General features: G+C 59.3%; 21 protein-coding genes. 6 read left to right on the top strand and 15 right to left on the bottom strand.

Annotated features, from left to right (window positions below; translation table 11 throughout):
• Positions 1–42 precede the first annotated feature (42 nt).
• Positions 43–696, top strand: coding sequence for a potassium channel family protein (locus tag ACFSYH_RS01880; RefSeq protein ID WP_377465229.1), 654 nt, complete (start codon positions 43–45; stop codon positions 694–696).
• On the top strand, positions 693–1,355 hold the full coding sequence (locus ACFSYH_RS01875; protein WP_377464769.1) for a potassium channel family protein: 663 nt from the start codon (positions 693–695) through the stop codon (positions 1,353–1,355). The genes ACFSYH_RS01880 and ACFSYH_RS01875 overlap by 4 nt, the downstream gene beginning before the upstream one ends.
• Here the strand turns inward: ACFSYH_RS01875 and ACFSYH_RS01870 are convergent.
• From ACFSYH_RS01870 to ACFSYH_RS01850, 5 genes are all read right to left on the bottom strand, one after another.
• Entirely contained in the window at positions 1,315–2,169 is an 855-nt protein-coding gene (locus ACFSYH_RS01870) for a DUF3159 domain-containing protein (protein WP_377464768.1), read from the bottom strand. The genes ACFSYH_RS01875 and ACFSYH_RS01870 overlap by 41 nt on opposite strands.
• 4 nt (positions 2,170–2,173) lie before the next feature.
• Positions 2,174–2,533: an OB-fold nucleic acid binding domain-containing protein gene (locus ACFSYH_RS01865; protein WP_377464767.1), complete on the bottom strand. Its 360-nt coding sequence runs from the start codon at positions 2,531–2,533 to the stop codon at positions 2,174–2,176.
• Positions 2,534–2,542: 9 nt separating this feature from the next.
• Positions 2,543–3,244, bottom strand: coding sequence for a DUF3710 domain-containing protein (locus tag ACFSYH_RS01860; RefSeq protein ID WP_377464766.1), 702 nt, complete (start codon positions 3,242–3,244; stop codon positions 2,543–2,545).
• Positions 3,245–3,365: 121 nt separating this feature from the next.
• The gene (gene dut, locus ACFSYH_RS01855; protein ID WP_377464765.1) at positions 3,366–3,830 is read right to left on the bottom strand and encodes a dUTP diphosphatase; all 465 of its coding nucleotides are present in this window, start codon (positions 3,828–3,830) and stop codon (positions 3,366–3,368) included.
• Positions 3,831–3,958: 128 nt separating this feature from the next.
• Positions 3,959–4,255, bottom strand: a complete 297-nt coding sequence (locus tag ACFSYH_RS01850; protein ID WP_377464764.1) for a DUF4193 domain-containing protein — start codon at positions 4,253–4,255, stop codon at positions 3,959–3,961.
• Between the two features lie 365 nt (positions 4,256–4,620).
• On the opposite strand from ACFSYH_RS01850, the gene sepH reads away from it, so the two are divergent.
• Entirely contained in the window at positions 4,621–5,904 is a 1,284-nt protein-coding gene (gene sepH, locus ACFSYH_RS01845) for a septation protein SepH (protein ID WP_377464763.1), read from the top strand.
• A gap of 8 nt (positions 5,905–5,912) precedes the next feature.
• Here sepH and ACFSYH_RS01840 read toward each other — a convergent pair whose 3' ends face one another.
• The 4 genes from ACFSYH_RS01840 to ACFSYH_RS01825 form a co-directional block, all read right to left on the bottom strand.
• Positions 5,913–7,091, bottom strand: coding sequence for an alkaline phosphatase family protein (locus tag ACFSYH_RS01840; RefSeq protein WP_377464762.1), 1,179 nt, complete (start codon positions 7,089–7,091; stop codon positions 5,913–5,915).
• A complete protein-coding gene (locus ACFSYH_RS01835) occupies positions 7,088–7,669 on the bottom strand; it encodes a DUF5998 family protein (protein ID WP_377464761.1) in 582 nt (193 codons plus the stop codon). The genes ACFSYH_RS01840 and ACFSYH_RS01835 overlap by 4 nt, the downstream gene beginning before the upstream one ends.
• A 148-nt stretch (positions 7,670–7,817) precedes the next feature.
• Entirely contained in the window at positions 7,818–9,278 is a 1,461-nt protein-coding gene (locus tag ACFSYH_RS01830) for an RCC1 domain-containing protein (RefSeq protein ID WP_377464760.1), read from the bottom strand.
• Between the two features lie 156 nt (positions 9,279–9,434).
• Positions 9,435–12,224 (bottom strand): GNAT family N-acetyltransferase, encoded by a 2,790-nt coding sequence (locus ACFSYH_RS01825; protein WP_377464759.1) that lies wholly within the window; start codon positions 12,222–12,224, stop codon positions 9,435–9,437.
• A 226-nt stretch (positions 12,225–12,450) separates the two neighbouring features.
• Here ACFSYH_RS01825 and ACFSYH_RS01820 point away from each other — a divergent pair, with 226 nt between their 5' ends.
• Positions 12,451–14,922 carry a DNA gyrase/topoisomerase IV subunit A gene (locus ACFSYH_RS01820; protein ID WP_377464757.1) on the top strand — a complete coding sequence of 824 codons (2,472 nt, stop codon included), beginning with the start codon at positions 12,451–12,453 and terminating at the stop codon, positions 14,920–14,922.
• Positions 14,923–15,029: 107 nt separating this feature from the next.
• Here ACFSYH_RS01820 and ACFSYH_RS01815 read toward each other — a convergent pair whose 3' ends face one another.
• Both ACFSYH_RS01815 and ACFSYH_RS01810 read right to left on the bottom strand, forming a co-directional pair.
• A complete protein-coding gene (locus ACFSYH_RS01815; protein WP_377464755.1) occupies positions 15,030–16,079 on the bottom strand; it encodes a GNAT family N-acetyltransferase in 1,050 nt (349 codons plus the stop codon).
• Positions 16,080–16,203: 124 nt separating this feature from the next.
• On the bottom strand, positions 16,204–18,333 hold the full coding sequence (locus ACFSYH_RS01810; protein ID WP_377464754.1) for a DNA gyrase/topoisomerase IV subunit B: 2,130 nt from the start codon (positions 18,331–18,333) through the stop codon (positions 16,204–16,206).
• A gap of 165 nt (positions 18,334–18,498) precedes the next feature.
• Here ACFSYH_RS01810 and ACFSYH_RS01805 point away from each other — a divergent pair, with 165 nt between their 5' ends.
• The gene (locus ACFSYH_RS01805) at positions 18,499–18,732 is read left to right on the top strand and encodes a DUF7455 domain-containing protein (RefSeq protein ID WP_377464753.1); all 234 of its coding nucleotides are present in this window, start codon (positions 18,499–18,501) and stop codon (positions 18,730–18,732) included.
• A gap of 305 nt (positions 18,733–19,037) precedes the next feature.
• On the opposite strand, the gene ACFSYH_RS01800 is transcribed toward ACFSYH_RS01805, so the two are convergent.
• The 3 genes from ACFSYH_RS01800 to ACFSYH_RS01790 all read right to left on the bottom strand — a co-directional run bounded on the left by ACFSYH_RS01800 (position 19,038) and on the right by ACFSYH_RS01790 (position 22,588).
• A complete protein-coding gene (locus ACFSYH_RS01800) occupies positions 19,038–20,465 on the bottom strand; it encodes an RNA polymerase sigma factor (protein WP_377464752.1) in 1,428 nt (475 codons plus the stop codon).
• 323 nt (positions 20,466–20,788) lie between these two features.
• The gene (locus ACFSYH_RS01795; RefSeq protein WP_377464751.1) at positions 20,789–21,190 is read right to left on the bottom strand and encodes a universal stress protein; all 402 of its coding nucleotides are present in this window, start codon (positions 21,188–21,190) and stop codon (positions 20,789–20,791) included.
• 78 nt (positions 21,191–21,268) lie between these two features.
• The gene (locus ACFSYH_RS01790) at positions 21,269–22,588 is read right to left on the bottom strand and encodes a DUF4192 family protein (protein WP_377464749.1); all 1,320 of its coding nucleotides are present in this window, start codon (positions 22,586–22,588) and stop codon (positions 21,269–21,271) included.
• 183 nt (positions 22,589–22,771) lie between these two features.
• On the opposite strand from ACFSYH_RS01790, the gene ACFSYH_RS01785 reads away from it, so the two are divergent.
• A complete protein-coding gene (locus tag ACFSYH_RS01785) occupies positions 22,772–23,914 on the top strand; it encodes a polyprenyl synthetase family protein (protein WP_377464747.1) in 1,143 nt (380 codons plus the stop codon).
• A gap of 118 nt (positions 23,915–24,032) precedes the next feature.
• Here the strand turns inward: ACFSYH_RS01785 and ACFSYH_RS01780 are convergent, their stop codons facing one another.
• On the bottom strand, positions 24,033–24,461 hold the full coding sequence (locus tag ACFSYH_RS01780) for an Rv2175c family DNA-binding protein (protein ID WP_377464746.1): 429 nt from the start codon (positions 24,459–24,461) through the stop codon (positions 24,033–24,035).
• Between the last annotated feature and the right edge of the window lie 195 nt (positions 24,462–24,656).

Here is a 24,656-nt window from a genome sequence, read left to right as displayed (position 1 = left end):
CGAGCAGTTTGCGGTAGCGTTTGGGCTGTGCACTTCATCATCATGGGATGCGGGCGCGTTGGTGCCACGCTCGCGCAGTCACTCGAAAGTTACGGCCACTCAGTTGCGGTGGTCGACCACAATCCTGATTCCTTCCGCAGGTTGCATCCCGAGTTCGGAGGTAAGAAGGTCACCGGAGTCGGTTTTGACCGAGACACACTGATTCAGGCGGGCATCGAGGACTGCTACGCGTTTGCTGCCGTGTCCGATGGCGACAACTCCAATATCCTCGCGGCTCGAGTAGCACGTGAGAAGTTCGGGGTCGAGCACGTGGTGGCGCGTATCTACGACACTCAGCGCGCCGAGATCTTCCAACGGCTGGGGATCTCCACGGTCGCGACGGTCCGGTGGACCTCCGACCAGGTGTTACGTCGGATGTTGCCGCTCGGTGCGACTGACGAGTACCGTGACCCGTCCGGAAACGTGCGCCTGTGTCAGTTCGACGTGCACCCCGACTGGTACGGCGTCTCCATCACCAAGCTCGATTCCGTGACGGGTGCGCGCACCGCGTTTGTCTCACGCTACGGAACCGGGCAGATCGTGGACTCGACAACCGTGCTCCAAGAAGGCGATATTCTACACGTTCTGGTGCATGCAGCCGACGTCACCACGGTCGAACGTATCCTCACCCACGCACCGGAAGCCGAACAGTCATGAAGGTTGTTGTTGCAGGAGCAGGTTCTGTTGGCCTGTCGATCTCCCGCGAATTGGTAGCTAACACACACGACATCACCATCATCGATCGCAATCCGGCCGCGATGCGCATGGCTCAGGTGCCTGACGCCGAATGGCTTCTTGCGGACGCGTGTGAACTCTCCACCCTCGACGAGGCACAGGTCGGCACCTGCGATGTGATCGTCGCCGCCACCGGTGATGACAAGGCAAACCTTGTGATCTCCCTGCTCGCCAAAACCGAGTATGGTGTCCCGCGCGTGGTTGCCCGCGTGAACAACCCGAAGAACGAGTGGATGTTCGATGAGTCGTGGGGCGTGGACGTTGCCGTCTCAACGCCACGCATCATGACGGCGATGGTTGAAGAAGCAGTTGCCGTGGGCGACCTGGTGAACATCTTTACGTTCCACCAGTCCGGCGCAGGAATCTTCGAGTTCACGGTGCCGGTGGATGCCCGGTTTGTGGGTAAGACCGTGTACGAAATGCAGTGGCCCGCAGACACGGTCTTAGCCGCGATCGTACGCGGTGACCAGCCATTGGCACCTCAGCCAGACGATACGCTCGAGGCTGGCGATGAACTGCTGTTCGTTGCTGGAAACACCGTCAAACTTGAGGATTTGCAGAGTGCGTTGACTGGCGGATAATCCGCCACGAAAGCCACAGCACGAGCGCGAACAGCGGTACACCCATGACCAGACGGGCGGTGCCCAGTGCCGCGATATAGTCTTCGCCCGCAAGATACAGCGGCAGTTGCACTATGATACGAGCCGCGAACATCCCAATCCACATCCACGTGACCGTGGTGTACGCGGCATAGAGCTTCTTGTCTTTGCGCCAAGCGGTCGGAAACACAACCTGCTCGGTGTTCTTCTGCTCCTCTGGCGTGTGCTCTTCTTGGCTGTCCACAACGGAGGGCGAGGTCGCGCTGGCAGCTGCCGAATCGTCGGCGATCTTTGAGGTGCCCTGGGCGCCGAGACCCGAACGCAACACCTCGACCAGGACGCCGACCCCGGGCCAGCGAATCAAGATCGTAACGAGCATGCCGAGCAGATACGCGGCGTTGACCAGTAGACCCCACACGTAGAAGTCCTGAGCATCGCCCGATTTCCATGCAACATATAGGCCGATTGCCACTCCGAAGATACCCGAGAACGCCATCGTGACGGGTGTGCGTTGAATCAACCGCGCGATCACCATGACCGCGGCAATCGACAGGGAGCCGATCAACGCGACCGTCAGATCACGGGTTGCAATAAACAGGACCAAATACGCAAGCCCTGGTAGCACGGACTCCACGAGCCCGCGAATGCCACCGACCGAATCAAGCGCATTGAACTCATCCGATGTCAGCGCACGCACACCGCGCGACCTCTTGTTTTCGGAGCTTTCCGGCCATTCCGTTGGCTGACGCTTGGTCCATACCGCAGGTGTGTCGGGATTCTGGTCGGCTGGGTTCACTTGGCTAGTCTCCAGTTTTCGCTTTGAGTTCGTATCGAGGGTTGTACATAACCGGCCGACCATTGACCATGGTGACCATTCCAGTCACGGTCATTCGAGTCCCAGGCGCGATCCCGGCGATCCGTCGCCGACCAAGCCACACAAGCGCCAGGGCGCCGGACCCGTCATACAACTCTGCCTCCAGGCGAACCCTGCTCAGTTCGGGATTGAACACCACTGACCGCACCACGCCATAATAGGTAGCGCGAGTACGATCATGGGCGTTCTCGATGAGGGTAGCGGACCGCTCCCGTGCGGCAGTAAGCCGCTCCTGAGCAGCGTCAACCTGCTCAGCCGACGCAAACAGTTCACGTACGAGCCGCATTGCCCCTAACTAGCCAATCTGCGTGATCTCCGGGCCGCGCTTGAGCGGGTTCAAATCCGCCTCAGGCGTCGCGGGAACCGGAACGGGACGTTGTCCTGGGAGAGTCAGCGTCAACAGGTCGCGTGGTGGGCGAGGCTCGCTGCCACGGACTACAACGACGTTGCGGAAGATCCATTCGAGATCCTTCGCCGCCTCTAGGTCGAATGCGGCACGGCCAGAGAACACGCCGCGCAAGAACCAACGCGGTCCGTCAAAGCCAACAAACCGAGCAGGCTGGATCCCCGGGTTTCCGTCCTTCATCTTCACCGGAAGCTTTACCAGGAGTTCGCGCCCCAACTTGCCGGGCACTTCATCCACCTGCCCGCCTTGGTTTGCGATGGACTTCGCGATTTCCTCGCGGATCTCATCCCAAATACCCAACGTCTTAGGTGCTGCGAAAGCCTGCAGTTGCAGAATCGAACCGTTGAGTGCGATAGCCACTCCCGTGACCCGCTGAGTACGTTGATCAACCTCCATGCGGAGTTCCGCGCCCTCGCGACCGGGAAGCCAGATCGCGCCCAAGTCTAGGCGTTCCCCGCGTTCAGGAACGTCTGCCGCGTCAAAGGGGCCACTCACGGTTGCCTTTGCCTCTTTGGTGGGCTGAGGTGCAGGTGCCTGCTCGACAGTTGGTTCTGCGGGAACAGAATTCTTGTTACGTCGAAACAACGCCACTGGGTTACTCCTTTGGATCACGTCCGGCGAGACAGCCGATGACTCTGCATAGCCTATCTGGTTTCGTGACCTTTTCGTAATACGTGCCACGAGTTCGCTGGTGGGAAAATTTGTCGCGCCGTTACTGCGCGTTGGCCTTCCAGCCACCGGAGGAGCCGAATCCGCCGTCACCGCGGTGTGAACCAGGCAGGGAATCCGCTTGTAGGAACCTTGCCCGAGAAACCTGTTGAATCACGAGCTGGGCAATCCGGTCACCGCGCTTCAACACAATTGGGGTGCGCGGATCGCTGTTGTACAGGGAGACCTTGATCTCTCCGCGGTATCCAGCATCCACGGTTCCTGGGGCATTCACAATGGTCAGGCCCTGCTTGGCGGCGAGGCCGGAACGCGGATGGACGAATGCGGCGTATCCATTGGGCAGAGCGATCGCGATACCGGTGCCCACGAGTTTGCGCTCAAATGGAGCGAGTTCCACATCCTCAGTTGTCACGAGGTCCGCGCCGGCATCGCCAGGGTGGGCGTATGCGGGGATGTCCGCGGCATCGTCGAGCAGGGTTACGAGCACTTCAGGTTGGTCTACAGTCACAAACCATTACTCTACCGCGATGCCGAACTGCGGAAGTCTCACGGAAACAAAAAACTTGTGGCCGAAACCTAAAAGGTTTCGGCCACAAACGAGTTAAGACGTGCGAAAGGTGGAGTGTCAGCCGTGGCTCACTCGCACTCGGTGCAGATCTGCATACCGTTCTTCTCGTAGGCGAGTTGGGAGCGGTGGTGCACAAGGAAGCATGATCCACAGGTGAACTCGTCAGCCTGACGTGGGATCACACGAACCGCGAGTTCTTCGCCCGACAGGTCCGCTCCGGGTAGTTCATACCCCTCGGCTGCATCCGCTTCATCTTCGTCTACAACGCCAGAACTCTTGTCCGAACGACGTGCCTTGAGCTCCTCGATCGAGTCCTCGCTGATGTCTTCTTCATTCTTACGAGGGGCATCGTAGTCAGTTGCCATGTGTGGGTTCACACTCCGTTGCATTTGCTGTGTTTGGTCGCCCAAGGTTCTGGACGCTCCGCCGAAGAACTACGCATGAGCGCCCGGTTTTATTCCCCCGGAATTGCAAATGGTAGCGATGGGATTTTCCAACATTTTTCCCCCTAATGCACCCCTGTTCAGAGGTGATCCCGAGCACAATACGATTAATCCCGCATTAACGTGCGCTTTACGCTCTGCGCGAACTGCCCGTAAAGGACGTAACGGCACGTTATGAGCCAAGATGGTACGAAGCGCCCACACATGCGGCACACCGACCCAAATGCGCAGGGTTTCGCGGCTTGTCGGGGGAAAATGTTAGGGCACGACGAAAGGTGGAGAGGGACATGCACAATAATTTCGCTGGGGACCTCAAATTCATTGGGCTCAGTGAGGACAGCGAACAACTCATTGTCGTAGCACCCAACGGCGAGCACTATCGCTTGAGAATCACACCTATGCTTCGCGCAGCGATCCGTCTCGACCGCGCGGGGATGGAGGCCGCCAAGGCCGATCACGAAGGGGCCCTTCCCCCGCGTGAAATTCAAGCCCGAATCCGTTCCGGCATGACAGCCCAGGAAATCGCCGCCAAGTCCAACGTCCCGCTTGAGTATGTGCACCGCTACGAAGGGCCGGTTCTCGCCGAACGTCAGTTTGTCGCGGAGAACGCACAGAAGGTACGACTCAGCCCAGAATCAGATTCCCCCACGCTCGGGCAGATCGTGATTGATCGACTTGCCTCGCGCAAGGTCAACACCATGGACCTCGCATGGGATGCTTACAAGAGCGCCGGTCACGGTTGGATTGTCACCGTCACCTTTGACATGGACAACGACATTCGCGTGGCCCGTTGGATGTACAAGTCCTCCTCCAAGTCGGTCACGGCTATCGATGAGGACTCCAAGTGGCTTTCGGAGACCCGCATCTCTGACGAACCGATTCCTCGTCGTCACCTGGCCGCTGTGCAGGAGGCTGTGTTCGACTTCGAAGCAGTCGCTCCACGTCCATTCACGCCAAGTGCTGCGAGCCCATCCGGTGCCACCGAGGATCTTCTCGACCGGCTTGACAGCGTTCGAGGGACCCGCACACCAATCGCATTCGACGGTAACGCCGTAGAGCCCACTCCGCTGCGCCACACGGAGGGGAAGTTGTATTCCCTGCCGCACACCCCGGATCGCACTCCAGGCGGTTCGGATGTGGTCTACGATCAGGTGATAGAGCAGGACGCCACCCCCGCGTCAGCCCATTCGGCGGTGTCTTCACTTTCGGCGCTCAGCGCGCCGGATGTTGCTGATACCGCCAGCCCGTTGAGACGTGATATCACGCCGAGCGAAGAAACCGTACGGCGAGACTCGTCTCCCTGGGCGCCTCAGGACCGCACTCCGATGACAAGCGCCTTGAGTGCCCTAAGTTCCGCGGAACCGTCGAACGCACCAGCATTGCTCTCAGACGATCAAGGGTCTGGACCGTCCACCCGCACGGATGAACCTGCCGCTGCGGATGACCGAGATCTACTCGGAGAGCAAATCGATACCAAACATCTCTCAGCGACAGCCAAGAAGTCCAAGAGCAAAGGCCGGTCCCCCATGCCCACCTGGGACGAGATCATGTTTGGGGCCAAGCCCGAGTAGAGCCGGTCTCAGGCCACATGGATGACGGCGGGGACTGTCACTTCAGTTTCCGTGAGAGAGCCATGAACGCCCCTGAGTCCGATTGCAGAAGGACTCATGGTTTCACTGTCGATTACGGTTGCCCGCTTCTTCGCGATCACGATCAAGTGTCCGATCCAGTCGCGCACGTGGGACGCCACCTCACCAAACAACCCGAGATCGATGGCTTGATCTCGGGTAAGCACCACTCCGTGTTCACCTATGGTGCCCTGCCACGCAGGCAGGGCCTTGTCAGCGGCTCCCGGGGAGTTGAAGTAAGCGTGCGTGAGCCGTGGTTCCCCACCTAGTCCGCGCAATCCTCGCGCGAGCGCGAAGTGTTGCGCCACATCGATTCGTTGCGCGAGGTCCACATTGATCATGCCGTGGTCGGCTGTGAGCACCAACTGGGTTTCAGTGGGGAGATTGGCGACGAATCGGGCGAGTTCGCGGTCAAAGTCACGCAGCGCTTGACGCCATTCAGGCGAGCCAACACCGTAGTGGTGACCCACCTTGTCTATGTCGGCCCAGTATAGGTGCGTCAGTCCTGGTGACACACAGTGTAGGAGAGCGCGCTCGAAGTGGTCTTGCAGTGAGATCGCCTCCTCGTACTCAGGACCACGCAGGGTAGCGAGGGTCATCCCAGATCCGTTGTAGCGTGCCAGGCCGATCGAACGTACGCGTAGGCCGCTCTGGACGATCTTTTCCAGCAGGACCGGTTTGCGTTGGATCTCGTGCGGGGCGGGCAGGTTCCGCCAAGCAACGAAGTTTGCGTTCTCGCCAGTTGCCGGGTTCATCGCCGAGTATCCGACGATGCCGGTCCTGCCCGTCTCGCTGCCAGTTCCGATGATGCTCATAGAGGTGGCCGTGGTGCTGGGAAATCCTGTGCTCGCCGTCGCGGCATCAGTTGCCAGTTCGTTGAGGAACGGGGCGTCGGCGGAGAACTCGGCTAGGTTGAGTGCTCCCAGCCCGTCCACCACGATCAGGCACACGTGCCGAGTTGGTCTGATCCCCCACCCATCGGCCTCCATTGAGTCTTCAGAGATCACACCGAGACTCTGGGCGATGGAGGGCATGAGCGTGGCCAGGCTCCGTCCCGTGTAAGACGGGGCAACGAGACCGTGTTCCGCAAGGAACTCCTGCATTGAAGCGCCCGTCTGAGGCTGTGTCATCGACCGGTGACCGCCGTCAGTGCCTGTGCAAAGGAGACGAGGTCGTTCACAGCCTGCGTTCCCTCTGCTTCAGCACTCACGCGAAGCATGACATCATCTGAGGTCAGTTGACCGGTCAGGCCATGGTCTGCCTCGCAGTGCGGGTCACCGCAGGCCGCCGGTTCGAGATCGATGCGCGAAACTGCACCCCAACCGATGGCCAGTGAAACCTCAAGTGGTGCATCGCCTGCGTGGTAGTTCTCTGGGTTCGCAACCGCGTGTGTGAGCACTACCGAGCGTACTGCGGACAGAACAACGGACTCAGTGGTTGCAGCGGCCATCGATTGCGGTTCACCGCGTTGACCGTCCCCCGCATGGTCGTCGACGTGCGCGATGATGAGCCTGCGCTCGGTAAGCACCAACACGGTGACGTGCCTGCGCACTTCTGGCCCAGCGAACGTCGTTTCCACGTGCACATAGTGAGCAGCAATCGAATCTCCTGCGAGCGCGGTCTGCACAACGCTGGAGACGAGTGCCGGGTAGTATCCTGCGCGGTCGAGGGAGGCGTTGAGCGCACTGCGCTGATCAGTAAAAGTCACCCATCAATTCTACGTCGGTGCCGCGGTTGTCCTGAAACTGTCCACAGGAAACGAAGAGCCACTAGCAAAAACCGCTGGGCGCAATTGCTCCGGGTGCACACACTTGTTCTGCATACGCGGGGCGATTGCGCCCCAATGACCATAAAGGCTACCGAGTGATCGCGTAACCATCCTCGAAAGAGGTAACGCCCTTGAGGTTCCTTATCTTCACCGGTTTGGTGTAGATGGACACGCCACTCTCGCTATTTACCCCCTCAGGGTTGCTTGGACCCCACTGCCACAGGACCCCCTTCTCCGTGAGCGCATAGGAGAGGCCCTCATGGCTCATGTAGATGTCGACAACACCTGAAAGTCGTTTCACTTTCACTGGCTTCGTCCGAGTCTTATATGTCCCATCGCCCAGGCGACCATGGTAGTTATCTCCCCAGGCGCGCACGGTGCCATTGCTCTTTAGAGCGAAAACTGACTCGCCTAGCGTGTAGACATCTGTGACCCCGGAAAGCCCCTTCACACGTTTAGGCACAGATCTAGTCTGTTTAGTACCGTCACCAAGTTGTCCGGAGTGGTTCATACCCCAGGCCCAGACCGTTCCATCGGCTTTCACAGCGTATGCGGCGTTGCCAGCAGCATAGATGTGCGCAATGTTGAAGAGCCCTTCAATCTGTGTGGGAGTGGGCTGGTTTTGTCCATTCCCGTGGCCAAGTTGCCCCCAAGAGTTTTGGCCCCAGGACCATACGGTCTTGTCAGTCCTCAATGCATAGATTGAGGCCCCGTAAGCTCGAATGTCCGCAACGTTGGAAAGAGCCTTGACCTGCACGGGCTGCAGACGGTTCTTCGTTGTACCGTCCCCTAACTGGCCGTGAGAATTGGAGCCCCAGGCCCACACGTTCCGCTTCTTGTCGAGTGCGTAAACTGCAGATTCAGTGATCTCGAGCGTCTTGATCCCAGATAGCCCCTCGATCTTCGCTGGCTTGTAATGCTTGCCCTTCTTCTTGCCGTTTCCAAGTTGGTTCTCTCCCCAGGCCCACACAGTCCCGTCTTTCTTCAGGGCATAAACACTGGAGTAGCTGAAGAACAGTGTTTTGACGTTCGAAAGCCCTTTAATCCGCGCGGGTTTCGAACGGTTCTTTCTCGTGCCGTCGCCAAGCAGCCCGTACGTGTTCTTTCCCCACGCCCATACTCTGCCGTCCTTGCTGAGTGCATAGGCTGTCCCACCGCGCAGATAGAGAGCCTTGATCTTGGGCAATCCCTTGACCTTAGCGGGTTTTCGGGTGTCCCTCTTCGTGCCGTTACCTAGTTGTCCGAAGTCGTTGGCGCCCCACGCCAAGAGGCTGCCGTTTTTCTTGAGCGCGTAGACAGTTCCTCCGCTTTGGTGGACCGATCGGACCTGAGAAACCCCTTTGACCCTAGCGGCAGAGTTTCGGCTCTTCGTTGTGCCTTTTTTCACCTTCCCGTGGTAACTTGCATCCCACATCCAAACCTCGCCCCGATCCTTAGGCTCTTTTTTGGTGTGCACCTTTGTGCTTACCTGTCCAGTCACAGGATCTGAGGCCGCCAGAGGGACGGCGACCGCACTGGTGGCTCCCAATACGACCGCGAGCAGTGTCACCACAGCACTCAACGCCGCAGAACGTTTCTTCCGTGTCTTTGAGATCATCGAATATCACTTTCCAATAGAGGCGTTCCACAACATCTGAGTACCGCTTACACACAGTATCCGTTCAGGGGAATGTAGAACGCCAGTGATACCGCGGTTCTCAACACGCTAGTTGGCCGAGGTCATGGCCCTGCGCAGACCGTCCTTACGTTGTCCTTCACCGAGGGTCAATCTGGCGCTGACAACGGCGGCACCGGAATCCGCGACGATCACCGGGTAGAGTTCCAGTTCTCGAATCCGTGGATGATTGTCTGACAGCAGCGAGACGCGGGCGATCAGTTCCTCAAGCGAGGCAACGTCAGCAAGCGGCAGCCCTTTGTACCCAAAGAGTTTCGGGGATGCCTTGACGCTGCGCACCATCTGGGAGATGTCGGTGGCGGTGAGAGGCGGTATGCCATAGGCGACGTCATCGAGTAGGTCGAATGCGTCTCCTGACAGACCGAAAGCGATCACGGGGCCGTAGAGCGGGTCTTCCTGTGAGCGGACAACGCATGGAACCCCGGAAGGGGCCATTGCCTGTATGTCAAAGCCCTGGGAGATCACATATTCACGCGAACCAAGGTGTCGTTCGAGATCGTTGACCATCTCATCGAAGTCTTGAACCAGTTCCTCGGAACTGGCGATATTGAGTCGTACACCGCCCAGATCGTACCTGTGGCGCAGGGCCGCAGCCGTTGACTTGAGCGCGATTGGATAACCAAACTGCTCCGCGAGCGCGCATGCCTCCTCCGGGGTATGTGCTCGCCCAACGGGCCACAGTTTGATTCCGTAGGCAGCAAGGACTGTTGCCGTGTCCTCTTGGTTCAGGAGTCCGTTGGGCGCGTCTTTGAGTAGATCCTCGACCCGATGCTTGTCAATTCCATCAAAGTACACGACCGAACCGTGGTCTTCCTCCAACCAGGCCACATACCCGGTCACGTGCTCAAGGGCGCGTACTGCGTCCTCGGGCGTCGAGTACGCGGGGACGGAGAACGCCCGCGTGCCCCTGCTGGAAGTTGTGGTGTCGTTGGAACCGCCCGGCTCGTCGGAAATGGGAATCGTGAGTTCTGGCGCGATGCCATGCAATCCGAGTACTGAGGCGACCGTTGGGATCTGTGACTGTGCGGCTGCGAGAGCAACCTGGGTTGCGGCTTCAATCGGGAACTCTCCCAGAGTGGGGACATGCGCGATGAGCGCGATGTCGCACTGTCCCGAACTGTAGAGCGATTCCAGGGCGCCTTGCAGGTTGTTCTCGATGTCCATGGAACGCACCACATGTACCTGGTCGGTTACGGTGAGCCCTGCGGACTGGGCTGCCTCGGCTGCGATCGCCGCGAGTGCCTCGGAACTTGCGAGGATCCCAAGCCTACGCCCCTGTGGGATCGGCTGGTAGGCGAAGAACTGCAGGACATCGGCCATCTCGTGCATGTTGCGGGCGCGAATGACTCCCGACTGCTTCAGCATCTGTTCAAGGGTCTTCTTCGGTGCTTCCGTGGGGCTGACTGCATGTCCGCGTGGTACGACATAGCCTGACTTCCCTGCCGTCACCACTACGATCGGCTTGCGGCGTGACAGGCGGCGGGCGATGCGCGAGAACTTACGCGGGTTGCCAATCGACTCAAGGTACAGGCCCACCGATGTCGACTCATTGTCGGTCAACCAGAACTGCATCATGTCGTTGCCGGACACATCGGCGCGGTTACCCGCCGCCAGGAAGTTTGAGATACCCAGACGTCGGCGATTCGCGATGCTCAGCAGCGCAACGGCAATGGCTGTCGACTGGGTGAACAGACCGATCGTTCCGCTCTCAGGTCGTGTGGGCGCCAGCGATGCGTTGAATGGCGGCTGCGCCGCATTTGAGAACAGGCCATAACTCGCAGGGCCGATAATCCTGATCCCTGAGGAGTGAGCGATCCTGATCGCCTCGCGCTGTAGGGCCAATCCGTGCTGCCCAGTCTCTGCGAAACCAGAGGCAAGTAGCACGACCCCGTGCACACCAATCTCACTCAACTCGCTCAGTAACGGAGCAACAGCCGTGTCGCTGACAGCGAGAATTGCGATGTCAAAGGTCAATCCGCTGTCCAGCAACTGTTCGAGCGAAGCAAAGTGGACGAAGTTGTCGTGTAGGCCATGCCGTTCCTGCGCATCGCGGATCTGCACAGGCGACATACCAAGCACATAGACCGGTTCATCGCCCTTGACGCCGATCCCTGATGCCAGAGCACCTTTGGCAAGACGCAATTCCTCAGGCGTTGGTTCATCGGTCAGTGAGGCGACCACCAAGATGCGTTGCGGTGAGAAGAGCCGACGCATCGACACCGACTCCGCCCGGTGTTCACGTTCCGCCATCACCCGTAACGAGTGCTCCGTGGGGTCGAGGTCTACGGTGACCTCGACAATCCCGTCCTCCTCATGCTGGACTTGCCTGTAGCCAGCCTCTCGGAATACCGAGAGCATACGTCCGTTTTGCGGCAACACATCGGCGAAGAACCGGCGGATGCCCCGCTCCCGGGCGGCTGCTGCGATGTGCTCGAGCAACACCGATCCCAGGCCCCGCCCCTGAGCTGAATCCGAGATGTTGAACGCGACCTCTGCCTCATCGTGTTCCAAACGATCAAAGCGTGCCACACCGATGATCGCTTCGGCGCCATCCCTCATGGTCGTTGCGACCACAGCGACTCGGTCCACCATGTCCACCTGCGTGAAACGGGTCAGGTCGCTCTCAGAGAGTCGTTCCATTGCCGCAAAGAACCGCATGTACGTCGAACGCTCGGACTGACCCATGTGGAAGTTCTGCAGAGCGTCACGATCAGTTGGACGAATCGGGCGCACGTGCGTCGTGGTACCGTCACGCAACACCACATCGGCTTCCCAGTGCGCCGGATACGATGTCTCATCTACCGGGTCATTAGCGCTCATGCCTCTTAGCGTATCGTCAGGGCCTACAAAGCAGCGGTGATTTGGATGTCAGTGGTGCGTGTTTTACTGGGCGGGTACCGTTGCGTTGTTGCCAACTCACGCGCGGGGTTCGCGTGCGCCCAAGAAATGTGAGCATTTCGTGTGCGCGCCACACTGTCCTCTACGCCCAATGCAGTGGACAATATGACATGTCACTTGCCCATTCACCTCTGGAGTCACCACCATAATGGCCCGCAAGACAGTGAGCGCCGAGCTCGACGAAGACTTCACCGAGAACATCGTGGACATCGATGTCACGGCGGAGATGGAGAGTTCATTCCTTGAGTACGCCTACTCGGTGATCTACGCGCGAGCGCTTCCAGATGCCCGTGACGGTCTCAAGCCAGTCCAGCGCCGAATTCTCTACATGATGTCTGACATGGGACTTCGCCCAGATCGCGCACACGTCAAGTGCTCCCGCGTGGTTGGCGAGGTCATGGGTAAGCTCCACCCGCACGGCGACAGCGCGATCTACGATGCCCTCGTGCGTTTGGCACAGCCATTTGCGCTGCGCCTGCCACTTGTGGACGGTCACGGAAACTTCGGTTCGCTTGATGACGGCCCGGCAGCACCGCGTTACACCGAGGCCCGACTTGCGGCTGCGGCGATGGCGATGACCGCGGATCTCGACGAGGAAACCGTGAACTTCGTCCCCAACTACGACAACAAGCTCGAACAGCCCGAGGTGCTTCCCTCCGCCATTCCTAATCTCCTTGTCAACGGGGCCTCAGGAATCGCCGTGGGCATGGCCACAAACCTTGCCCCACACAATCTGGTTGAGGTAATCGCTGCGGCACGGCACCTGCTCAAGCACCCGGACGCCTCGCTCGAGGACCTCATGCGGTTTGTTCCCGGTCCTGACCTGCCGGGCGGCGGACGTATCGTTGGACTCGAGGGCATCCGCGACGCCTACCGCACAGGTCGTGGAACCTTCCGCACCCGTGCGACCGCCAAGGTTGAGAACATCACCCCTCGCCGCAAGGGCATTGTGGTGACCGAACTTCCGTACATGGTCGGTCCAGAAAAGGTCATCGAAAAGATCAAGGATGGCGTTCAGTCCAAGAAGCTGACCGGCATCTCGGCGGTTACCGACCTCACGGACCGCAAGAACGGCCTCAAACTCGTCATTGAGATCAAGACCGGGTTCAACCCCGACGCCGTTCTGGAAACTCTCTACAAGCACACACCACTCGAAGACTCGTTCGGTATCAACAACGTCGCTCTCGTCGATGGTCAACCGCAGACCCTCGGTCTCAAAGAGATGCTGCGGGTATGGGTTGATCACCGAGTTGATGTGGTGCGCCGCCGCTCAAAGTACCGCCTACGCAAGCGCGAAGAACGCAAACACCTCGTAGAGGGCTTACTCCTCGCGATAGTAGACATCGATGAGGTTATCCAGGTCATCCGCACCTCCGAGGACTCCGAGACCGCCCGAACCCGGCTGATGCAGGTATTCGACCTGACCACACCACAGGCCGAGTACATCCTGGAGTTGCGTCTTCGCCGCCTGACCAAGTTCTCCCAGATCGAACTCGAGAAGGAAAACGAACAACTCGCCGCGGAGATCGCGCAGTTGCAGGAGATTCTGTCCAACGACACCGTGTTGCGCGCGCTGGTCGGCAAGGAAATGGCAGACGTGGCCAAGACCTATGGCACCCCACGTCGCACGGTTCTGCTTGACTCCGCCGGTGGTGAGGCCGCCGGGTCGGAGGCTGTTTCGCCAAGCGCTCGTCGTAAAGGCGCAGCCACTCCCCTCGAGATCGAGGACACCCCCTGCTGGGTCATGCTCTCTGCAACCGGCCTGATCGCCCGCAGCGCGGACGACAGCAAGCCAGTCATCTGGGATGAGCGCAACACCAACGACGTGCTACGCAACGTGATCCCGGCTTCCGGTCGTGCTGAGATCGGTCTGGTCACAAACCAGGGCCGCCTCGTACGAGCGTCCGTGCTCGAGTTGCCCACACTGCCTCCCACCCAGGGCGCTCCCTCACTCAGCGGAGGCATCGAGGCATCTCAGCTCGTTGAGTTGGGCAAAGATGAGCGGGTCGTCGGTATCGCATCGCTCACTGAGGACGCCCCAACCCTGAGCATCGGAACCCGTCAGGGAGTTGTTAAGCGAGTCGTTCAGGGCGACCAGTCCAAGGCAAGCGAATGGGAAGTCATCTCGCTCAAGCCAGGCGACGAGGTTGTTGCGGTCACCCACGTGGACGACAGTGACGAACTCGTGTTCATGACCTCTGACGCGTCCCTTCTTCACTTCTCTGCATCCAACGTCCGACCACAGGGCCGTAGCGCGGGTGGCATGTCCGGCATCAAACTTGGTGCAGGCGCTTCCGTCGTGTTCTTTGGCGCGCTCAACCCTGACGAAGACTGTGTTGTGGTAACGGTGGCCGGAAGCTCCACTGCTCTTCCTGGAACAGAGAACGGCTCCGTGAAGGTCTCCCCCTTCGACGTGTTCCCGGCCAAGGGCCGCGCTACCGGAGGCGTTCGAGCCCAACGATTCCTCAAGGGAGAAGACACCCTCCTCCTCGGTTGGGCAGGTACTGCCCCAGCTCGCGCATGCGGTCAGTTGGGTGCTCCCATTCCGCTGCCTGAGATTGACCCACGCCGCGATGGTTCTGGAACACCCGCCGAAAAACCTATATTCGCAATCGGATAACTGCTCTGACGCATAGACGAAGGTGGGGAACGCTGATATAGCATGCCCCACCTTCGTCTCGACGCTCTCAGTACGACCGGGCTAGAGGTAATGCCTAGCGAGATTATCTAGAACTCAAGCGAGAACATTCGCGACCCCGTCGTGACCTCGAAGCCCAGATTCGTATAGATTCCGAATGCTCCACTGGGGTTCTCCGAGTCCACATCGAGTTCCGCATACTCGATACCGTTCTCGTGCAGGAGTCTCATCGCCTCTGTGATAAGCGCCAGGGCGATCTTCTGCCCCCGATAGTCCCTGCGCACACCAAGCAACTCAATGTAGCCGCTTGAATAGCCTGCGACTTCCCAGTCGTGCTCATATTTGCCAACGTGGATGTACCCTGCCACCATTGGGTGGCCCTCAACGGTCTGCGCGGTCTCGTCCAGCACGATGAAACTCCACTCAGGCTTAAACATCGAACGGCCTTGGACCCAGGCTTCCGGTGTGCGCGGCTGGGAACCCCAGTGATCGCGGAATGCGTCGTTGTGCGCCAAACGTACTGCTTCATCCAAGGCCCGGTCGTAGCCCACCACTTTGAGGTGGCTTCCAATCGAGATCGGTTCAATCGGTTTGGACAGGTCCCGGCGCAGCGTCTTGTAGAACCGTCGTGCCTCGTAGCCTGCCTTCTCGAACAGCGTCCAGTTATGCGGGGCGTTGTCCTGGACGTAAGCCGCGATTCGTGCTGGTAGACGTGTACCAGTCTCTCGAAGCATCTGCTGGCCCCGGGCCGTCAGCCAATCCACCAGGGACTGCCCAATGCCCACTTCACGAGCTGTGGGATGCACGCCACCGTCAAGGAACACGCGTGTGAGGGTGTCATCCCCCGGGTAGATGTGGAGCAGCCCATACGCGAGAAACTCGCCCTTGGCGTTCACCGCGACGATCGTGTCCGTGTCGAAGTTCTTCCAGTCTCCCTCAAAGAGTTCAACTGTCTCCTCGTAGGAGGTACGGAACGGTGACGCATCGGTTTCCTCAATGATTGCGATCAGGTCGGCAAGCTGCCGGGCGTCCTCTCTTGTGAGGGGACGCCACGCAAGTCCGAGGTCGCGAGGGAGTTCCGGCAGTGATACCTCTGGAACGCGTTGAGACAGGGGCGGCAGTTCTTCGATGCTGTCCATACCTAAAGTCTATGCACAGTTTTCTTAAAATTTTGGAAAACTGACTGCAGTGTGATCTGTTTCCTTCGATACCGCAGGGATTTTGCGTCCTTGAAACACAAACCGGCCGGACTGCAGACCTCGGCTAGGCGTCGATCCGGGAACGGTCCAACGCGCTTGCACCAGCAACGATGAAGTCCTTGCGCGGAGCCACGTCTGAACCCATGAGAAGCTCAAAGATCTCCTCGGCCCGCTGTGCATGTTCAGCCGTCACGCGGCGCAGCATCCTGTGGCGTGGATCCATCGTGGTTTCCGCAAGCTGATCAGCATCCATCTCACCGAGACCCTTGTACCGCTGGATGTCGTCTTTGTAGCGTTTGCCCGCCTTGCGGAGCTTGGCCAGAGTGGACTGTAGTTCGGCCTCGGAATAGGTGTAGATGTACTCGTTCTTCCGCGATCCTGCGCCGATGACCTCAACGCGGTGCAGCGGGGGAACCGCCGCATACACTCGTCCGGCATCAATCATCGGGCGCATGTACCGGAAGAACAGTGTGAGCAGAAGGGTCCGGATGTGTGCCCCGTCCACATCCGCATCGGTCATGAGCACGATCTTTCCGTAGCGCGCAGCATCAAGGTCGAATGACCGACCCGAGCCGGCCCCGATCACCTGAATGATCGCGCCACACTCCGCGTTGCGTAGCATGTCGGAGACGGATGCCTTTTGAACGTTCAGGATCTTTCCACGAATCGGCAGGAGTGCCTGGAAATCGGAACTCCGGGCCAGTTTTGCAGTGCCGAGGGCAGAGTCACCCTCAACGATGAACAGTTCAGACTTTTGAACATCGTTGGTACGGCAGTCCGCCAGTTTGGCGGGCAGTGACGAGGTCTCGAGTGCGTTCTTGCGCCGCGAGATTTCCTTTTGTTTGCGGGCGGAAACACGCGCACGCATTTCCGAGACGATCTTCTCGAGAAGCAGAGAGGTTTGAGTTTTATCGTCGCGCTTCGGGGAGGAGAATAGGTCCTTGAAACTGGATTCAACCACGCGAGAGACGATCGCACGGACCGGTGCGGTACCAAGCACCTCCTTTGTCTGCCCCTCAAACTGCGGCTCAGCCAAACGCACGGTGAGCACCGCGGACAGACCGGCAAGAACGTCGTCCTTCTCGATTCGTTCCGCGCCGTCCTTCGACGAGATTTTCAGTCTGCGGGCGTTGGTTTCAACGGCCTTGCGCATCACCTTGAGCAAACCGGCTTCGAACCCTGATAGGTGGCTTCCGCCCTTCGGGGTGGAGATGATGTTCACGAAGGTGCGTACGGTCGTGTCGTAGCCAGTGCCCCAGCGCAGCGCGATGTCCACCTCACAGGTGCGTTCCACTTCCTGCGACACCAGGTGGCCCTTGTCATCGAGAACTGGGACGGTCTCCTTAAAGGAACCGGTTCCGGTGAAGTGCCAGGTGTTCGTGACCGGGGCGTCTGGCGCGAGGAAGTCAACGAAGTCAACCGATCCACCGGTTGCCAGGTACGTTTCCTCGTGCGGTCCGTTCTCCCCTGGTGTTCCCGGGATGCCGCGTTCGTCGCGCAGCGTGATCTCCAAGCCGGGGACGAGGAAGGTGGTCTGGCGGATGCGCGCAACCAACTCGTCGTAACTGAAGACCGCGCTCTTGGGGAATACCTGACGGTCTGCCCAGTACCGTACCTTGGTACCCGTCAGGCCACGCTTGGCCTTACCCACGATACGTAGTTCAGAACGGTCCACAAACGGAGCGAAGTCGGACTCTGGGGAGGGGCCCGTCTTCGGGTCGTCGAACACGCCTGGTTCACCACGCCGGAACGACATCGCATGGACCTTGGACGTACGCGTTACCTCGACGTCGAGGCGCGACGACAGCGCATTCACCACGGATGCACCCACACCGTGTAGACCACCGGATGCGTTGTATGAGCCACCGCCAAACTTACCGCCAGCGTGGAGTTTGGTGTACACGACCTCGACACCGCTCAGCCCAGTCTTTGGCTCGATGTCCACGGGGATACCGCGCCCATTGTCCTCCACCGACACGGAGTTGTCCGCGTACAGCACGATGGAGATCTTGTCGCAGTAGCCGGCCAGCGCCTCATCAACCGAGTTGTCAATGATTTCCCACACGCAGTGCATGAGACCGCGCGAATCGGTAGAACCGATATACATGCCCGGACGTTTGCGTACGGCCTCGAGGCCTTCGAGAACCGAGAGGTGGCGCGCCGAATAGTTGGATTCTGATGCAGGTGTGGTCACGAGGATCAATCTTAGTGCGCTCCACCGACATTTGAAGCCGAAACGCCCGGGGTGGGACGTGAGATTGGGTGCGGGAAAATGTGACTTCGTGTGTTTTCGTACGCCTGCGGCGAAAGAGCCATTTTAGGGGGTCCCTTTCCACGCTCAAGATGGTTTGATGTAGGCATGGAAGAAACCACAAGCACCACCCCGACCGTTACGTTGACTGCCGCGGACCGCTGCGACCGCTGCGGCGCTCAGGCTTACGTGCGCGTTGTCCTTCAGGCTGGCGAACTCCTGTTCTGCGCGCATCATGCTCGCGCTCACTCGGACAAGTTCGCCGCGATTGCCACTGAGATTCACGACGAGACCGAGCGTTTGTTCGCCGAGCACGGCTCCGGCGCAAAGGCTGCCGTATAGGGCCGTCCATGAGTTTCGTTTCACGATAGCTCACCAAAAACTGTCAACGGGGTTGCGTTTCCCAGGGAAACGCAACCCCGTTTGTTTTGCTTATATTGCCGACAACGTCTCGGACAACGTTGCTCAGGTTTGGGCATGCACTCGCACGCCTTCTCTCACGTTGAGAGTTACCAAGTATGCACTCTCACGCGCTGAGAGTGCAGAAAAGCGCACTCTCAAATCGAGAGAGACAGTGCGAGTACGCACAAAAGGAGGGCGTGGCCATGGGCCACACCCTCCTTATCAAGTGCTTGTCGACGAGCCAATCAGTCGAGGTAGTCGCGCAAGACTTGGGAACGGCTTGGGTGACGCAGTTTCGACATCGTCTTGGACTCAATCTGACGGATGCGCTCACGGGTGACCCCGTAAACCTTTCCAATCTCGTCAAGGGTCTTTGGCTGACCGTCGCTCAGACCGAAACGCATCGAGACAACGCCCGCTTCGCGCTCAGACAGGGTGTCGAGCACCTGGTGCAGTTGCTCTTGGAGAAGAGTGAACGACACCGCATCGGCTGGGACAACGGCCTCAGAGTCCTCGATGAGGTCACCGAACTCAGAGTCGCCGTCTTCACCAAGTGGTGTGTGCAGAGAGATCGGTTCACGACCGTACTTCTGGACCTCAACGACCTTTTCAGGGGTCATGTCGAGTTCCTTGGCCAACTCTTCTGGGGTTGGTTCACGTCCAAGGTCTTGGAGCATCTGACGCTGCACGCGTGCAAGCTTGTTGATGACCTCGACCATGTGGACTGGAATACGGATGGTGCGGGCCTGGTCAGCCATTGCGCGGGTGATCGCCTGACGGATCCACCACGTTGCATAGGTCGAGAACTTGTAACCCTTGGTGTAGTCGAACTTCTCTACCGCACGGATCAGACCGAGGTTACCTTCCTGGATGAGGTCCAAGAAGAGCATGCCGCGTCCGGTGTAACGCTTAGCGAGCGAGACAACGAGGCGAAGGTTCGCCTCAAGTAGGTGATTCTTCGCGCGACGTCCGTCGTGCGAGATCGCCTTGAGTTCACGCTCGTACTTGCGCTCGAGTTCCTCGTCGCCGTTGAGCAACTCTTCCGCATAGAGGCCCGCTTCGATACGCTTGGCAAGCTCGACTTCCTGCTCGGCGTTCAGCAGCGCGACTTTACCGATCTGCTTGAGGTAGTCCTTCACAGGGTCTGCGGTAGCACCGGCAGTGACAACCTGCTGGGCTGGAGCGTCATCGTCGTCGGCGTCAGAGTAGACGAATCCGCCTGCTTCTTCGACCTCGGGCTTAGCGTCGACCTTCTCGGCTGCAGCCTCGTCGTCCTCGGGAACCTCTTCGCTGTCCGAGTTCACGGCCTCGTCAACGGGGTCCACCTTTTTCTTGCGGCCACGCTTGGCTGGTGCTTTTGCAGGCGCAGCCTTTTTGGCGGCAGGCTGCGGAGCAGCCGCATCGCCATCGCTGGTTTCGGCGGCGTCAGAACTATCCGCGGGAGCAGACTTCTTCACCGCGCGCGCAGTTGCGCTGGTTGACCGGGTGCTGGTTGCAGCCGCAACCTTCGCCCCAGGTCCGGACATCTCTACTTCAATTCCGGCAAGAACAAGTGCCTTAAAGACTGCTTTGAGTCGCTTAGGGTCACCGATTTCCGCCTGCTCGCACGCAACACGGAAGACTTCAGAGTCGACCTTGCCGGTTGCGGATCCAGCGTGGATCAATGCTTGCATGGAAGGGTGTTCGAATTCGCGTGGGAGCGCGTTGTTTGTCGAGGTGAGCGCCACGAAAAACCTTTCGGCATCTTGGACAGGCGAGTGAGGGGTTCGGCCGGAGAGCAAAACCCACGAACCTATATTGTACTTGGTTCCGCAAGCTTGTCTCGCACTTTTAAGTGTGACAACACCTAAATGCGCGATAAGGAAACTTCTCTTGTTTGTCGTTTACGGGTGGCAGTGCTGGTTCGCTGCCCTTGCGCCGTCACAACACTGGGTTGGTCACATTTATTCCGTGCGGTGTGTCCATCCCCTTATATGTTCTGGGTTGGTGCTGAGTTTCAGCGCCCGCGCTCAGTCTTTACTGCAAGCACTGGACATGGGCTGTCGAGCAGAATTCGCTGTGCATTCGATCCAAGGATGAGCTTGCCCACGGGTGAGCGTCTGCGCAGGCCGATCACGATGACCTCGGCTTCCGTCTCGGTGGCGACTGCAACGAGATCCTCGGCCACATCGTGGCGCTGCGAGAGCACGCGCACATCAAGATCGATCGATCGCCCTCGTGCGTCTTGAGCGATTTCGTCGAGTTCCCGTTGCCGCTGCGCCAAAGCCTCAGGTGCAAGCCCACCCGCTTTCTCGCTCACGACGATGGTGACCGGGCTATTGCGCCGTACGGCCTCGTCGAGAGCGCTCGCTATACCCTGCCTACCCTCTTTGGTTGCTAGATAGCCAACGACAATCATCCCTTACCCTCCCTATTGATACGCTCAAATCATCGTAGTGGCTTGAACCACTAGTTCTGTCCCACGACACTTGGAAACCTAGGCCACGTTCTGCTGACGACACCATCCCGGTGCAAGACCAGCGTCGACTGCGGATGCGATGAGATCAGCAAGACCATAGGTTCCGGGGTGCAGTCCGGCCTCTTCAAGGTGTCTCTGGGCAAGCGTCAAGTTGCCCTGCCACCAGGCAAGAAGCGCCAGAAGGGTGCGCGCTGGGGTATGGCGTTCCGGCGGCGTCAAGGACACGAGCTCACTGAGCACCTTGCGCACGGCCTCGGTGTGTTCGATATCCGGACGCCGGGCGATACTCGGGTCCGTGATCTCCCCTATTGCACGGCGCGCGATGCTATCCACCTTTCGCTGCTCAGGGTTCGCGTCAACGTACTGTGCAAGAAATTCACGGGCACCGTGAGCGCCAAGAGACGTGCAGCTGATGAGAACGGCATCGCGCAGAGGAATACGCTCGAGCGCGCAGGTCAACATCCCAGCCTGGGACAGGCTTAACGGGACTGGTTTCACCGGGTGGATCGCATTCAACCAGATCTCCAGCGCCTCGTCCTGCCAGTCGAAGCCTTTTTCAGTTGTTTGTTCGACGAGGCTTTGTTCGTACGCTTCGCGTACTTGCGCCCGTGAGTCCTGGGCTGCGGGTGCTATCTTTCCAAGGCTTTCGCGTGAGCGGTCAGTCCTGCACCCCTCGAAGACCATGTGTGCGGCCACTGCGGTCTGTCCGAGGCGCTCAATGGGATGGGCGTGCTCTTGACACACCTCAATCGTGGGCCAGTCTTCACGGTGACCCGCGCCAGCCCGTTTCTCGAGGATCCCTTCAACCGCAGCGTGTACCTCCTCTAGTGAGACTCCGAGATAGTCGGCATACGCTTTTGGCTCGTTCAACGCGATTCGGTGCAGAACTTCCGCGACTCCACTGGAATAGATGTCTTCGCCATCCCGGACACACTCGCCGTCCACTCTGAAGTGGCCGAACTGCGCATTGGTGACCACCCAGCATTCGACGACCGGCACGCGGCCAGCCGCCATGGTCGCCAGGCACCCCATCGCGTCATACAGCCAGTAAAACTGCGACCCGGGTCCATCGCCCAACGGATTCTCCTCCCTGCTGTAGCCGACCACCACGAGCGCGGAAGCATCGTCGGCAATCGCGTGGTTGATCAACTCCGCTGCGCACTGCTCCTTATGGGGGCCCGACAGATCACCGACATCGACTCGCGCCACCACTCCAACTCGTTTGCGTGGTCCACGCAACGAGACCAGAACGACGGAGTCAGCGGGTTCAAAGCCAAGTTGATACGGGATAAGGGACAGAAGTTCGGATGGGTCAGAGACTCTCAGCGTTTTTGTCATGTCTCCATCCTGCGCGGCAGGTGCAGGATGGAGGCGCCCGGAACCTGCCACACCTGTCAGAACTGTGGACAATAACGGACCTCGAAGTGTGTGGATACACACTAATCCCCGTAATCACAGCCACTAGAGCAAAGAAACTACGTAGGATGGCTGGAGCTAAGAACTTTGCTCAAAGGATGGCACATGACCAACACCGCTCCTCCGAACGCACACGCGACAGCCACCGGCAGCGCCCTTGTAGACGTCGACAATCTACGCTCCGGAGTCGAAGACCGACTGCGCAACATCCTGCACGAGCAAGGCGACACCTTTGCCACCCTCAGCGCTGACGCTTCCAGCCTCATCGACGCGTGGAAGGTCCTTCTACTGGGCGGCAAGCGCTTGCGTGCCGCTTTTTGTTACTGGGGCTATCGAGTCGCCCATGAGGGCGACATTGATCAAACCACTCGAAACCAGCTCTACCGCATCGGTGCAGCCCTCGAGTTGTTCCAGGCCGCCGCTCTCTTCCACGACGATGTCATGGACCGCTCCAACACTCGTCGCGGCAACCCTACAGCGCACGTGTCCTTCACCGAGGAGCACCGAACTCGCGGTTACGTCGGTGACGCCGACCAGTATGGGATTTCCGCGGCGATTTTACTCGGAGATCTCAGTCTCGTGGCCGCAGAGAACGAGTTCCGCACCGCGAGTTACCATTTCCCCGAGGCAGGTCGCCTGACAGCACATGGTTTTTTCGACCGGATGCGCACCGTCGTCTCAGTCGGCCAGTTCATGGATATTCACGCCCAGGTCCTGCCGTGGAGCGATGACCTCGAAGCCGCAAAACAGCGGGCACTCGCGATCATCGCCACCAAAACGTCCACCTACACGGTCACCTACCCACTGCTGACGGGTGCCGCGTTGGCTGGAGCGAGCGCCGAGACCCTCACCCGGCTTGAGCGGTTTGCGCAACCTATCGGCGTCGCCTATCAACTTCTTGATGATCTGCTTGGGACCTTCGGGGACTCGGCGACCACCGGTAAGCCGTCGGGCGATGACCTGCGTGAGGGGAAACGCACCGTCCTTGTGATCGAGGCGCTGTCGCGGCTTGATGGCGCTCATCGCGCGCAGTTGCAAGACGCTCTCGGCAACCCGAACCTCACCGATGCCCAGATCGTCGAGTTGGTCGAACTCATCTCATCCAGTGGAGCGGTTGCCGCCGCCCAGGAACTGGTGGAGACCCTCAGCGCAGAGGGACTCGCACACCTTGAGGGTCCGGGCCTTAACCCGGTTGGTGTGGACATGCTGCGCAGGATCACGGCTTACTCGCTCAAACGCGACTTCTGACGACGCAGACGGGTGGGGCCGGAACTTCTAAGTTCCGGCCCCACCCGTTTGTTGGATTGGCGACGCCCCCTCACCCGCGTTGGCATGTCACCTCGGGTGCATGATCGCCGTCACGCGCCTACCAGAGCAACGACTGAGTCGCGCGGCGCACCGCGCTTTTGTTACCGGCCTTGAGAACGTCGATCGGACGCTCGCCCAACGAGTCCTCAACCGAAAACAGCCATTCGATGATCTGAGCGTCATCGAGTTGGGCGTCACGCAAAGCAATCACGGTTCCGCGCAGAGACGGCAGGATGATCTGCTTGCCGCTTCCATCGTCAGCCTTCTGATCGGCTGGGTTTGCCATGTACCAGGGAATGAGGAAATCCTGAGGAATCATGAGTACCTTCGGCTTGCCACGTTTGATCCCGACAACACGGTCATCAGCGAGAGCGGACCGCACGACCTTCGGGGTGGTCCCAAGAACTTCCGCAAAATCAGGCCCGGTCAGCCACGCTTCGACGAGGTTCTCAACGTTTGCCTCGATGTTGGATTCTTCAGTATTCACGTCCACCACTCTACCGCGCCCTGGATTACCCATCTGAAGCATGGTCTCACTCGCTGTATGGGATACTCGTCACGCTAGGTGAAAGTCCCCATGGCGTTTAAGGATTCGCCCGTCATGGGGAGCGAGCGGCTGGATCGGCTCGCGGGACGCACCAGATCTCCAACGTTTTGCGGCTCTATCTGCGGTGAGGCAGTC

It is taken from the genome of Populibacterium corticicola (assembly GCF_042683685.1).
Classification (GTDB): Bacteria; Actinomycetota; Actinomycetes; order Actinomycetales; family Cellulomonadaceae; genus Timonella; species Timonella corticicola.
This window is presented reverse-complemented; position numbering and strand designations above follow the sequence as displayed.

Coding starts and splice junctions, on each gene's coding strand:
- ACFSYH_RS01880 (WP_377465229.1), top strand. CDS start 43: ATGGGATGCGGGCGCGTTGGTGCCACGCTCGCGCAGTCACTCGAAAGT.
- ACFSYH_RS01875 (WP_377464769.1), top strand. CDS start 693: ATGAAGGTTGTTGTTGCAGGAGCAGGTTCTGTTGGCCTGTCGATCTCC.
- ACFSYH_RS01865 (WP_377464767.1), bottom strand. CDS start 2,533: ATGCGGCTCGTACGTGAACTGTTTGCGTCGGCTGAGCAGGTTGACGCT.
- ACFSYH_RS01850 (WP_377464764.1), bottom strand. CDS start 4,255: ATGGCAACTGACTACGATGCCCCTCGTAAGAATGAAGAAGACATCAGC.
- sepH (WP_377464763.1), top strand. CDS start 4,621: ATGCACAATAATTTCGCTGGGGACCTCAAATTCATTGGGCTCAGTGAG.
- ACFSYH_RS01840 (WP_377464762.1), bottom strand. CDS start 7,091: ATGACACAGCCTCAGACGGGCGCTTCAATGCAGGAGTTCCTTGCGGAA.
- ACFSYH_RS01825 (WP_377464759.1), bottom strand. CDS start 12,224: ATGAGCGCTAATGACCCGGTAGATGAGACATCGTATCCGGCGCACTGG.
- ACFSYH_RS01820 (WP_377464757.1), top strand. CDS start 12,451: ATGGCCCGCAAGACAGTGAGCGCCGAGCTCGACGAAGACTTCACCGAG.
- ACFSYH_RS01815 (WP_377464755.1), bottom strand. CDS start 16,079: ATGGACAGCATCGAAGAACTGCCGCCCCTGTCTCAACGCGTTCCAGAG.
- ACFSYH_RS01805 (WP_377464753.1), top strand. CDS start 18,499: ATGGAAGAAACCACAAGCACCACCCCGACCGTTACGTTGACTGCCGCG.
- ACFSYH_RS01800 (WP_377464752.1), bottom strand. CDS start 20,465: ATGCAAGCATTGATCCACGCTGGATCCGCAACCGGCAAGGTCGACTCT.
- ACFSYH_RS01795 (WP_377464751.1), bottom strand. CDS start 21,190: ATGATTGTCGTTGGCTATCTAGCAACCAAAGAGGGTAGGCAGGGTATA.
- ACFSYH_RS01790 (WP_377464749.1), bottom strand. CDS start 22,588: ATGACAAAAACGCTGAGAGTCTCTGACCCATCCGAACTTCTGTCCCTT.
- ACFSYH_RS01785 (WP_377464747.1), top strand. CDS start 22,772: ATGACCAACACCGCTCCTCCGAACGCACACGCGACAGCCACCGGCAGC.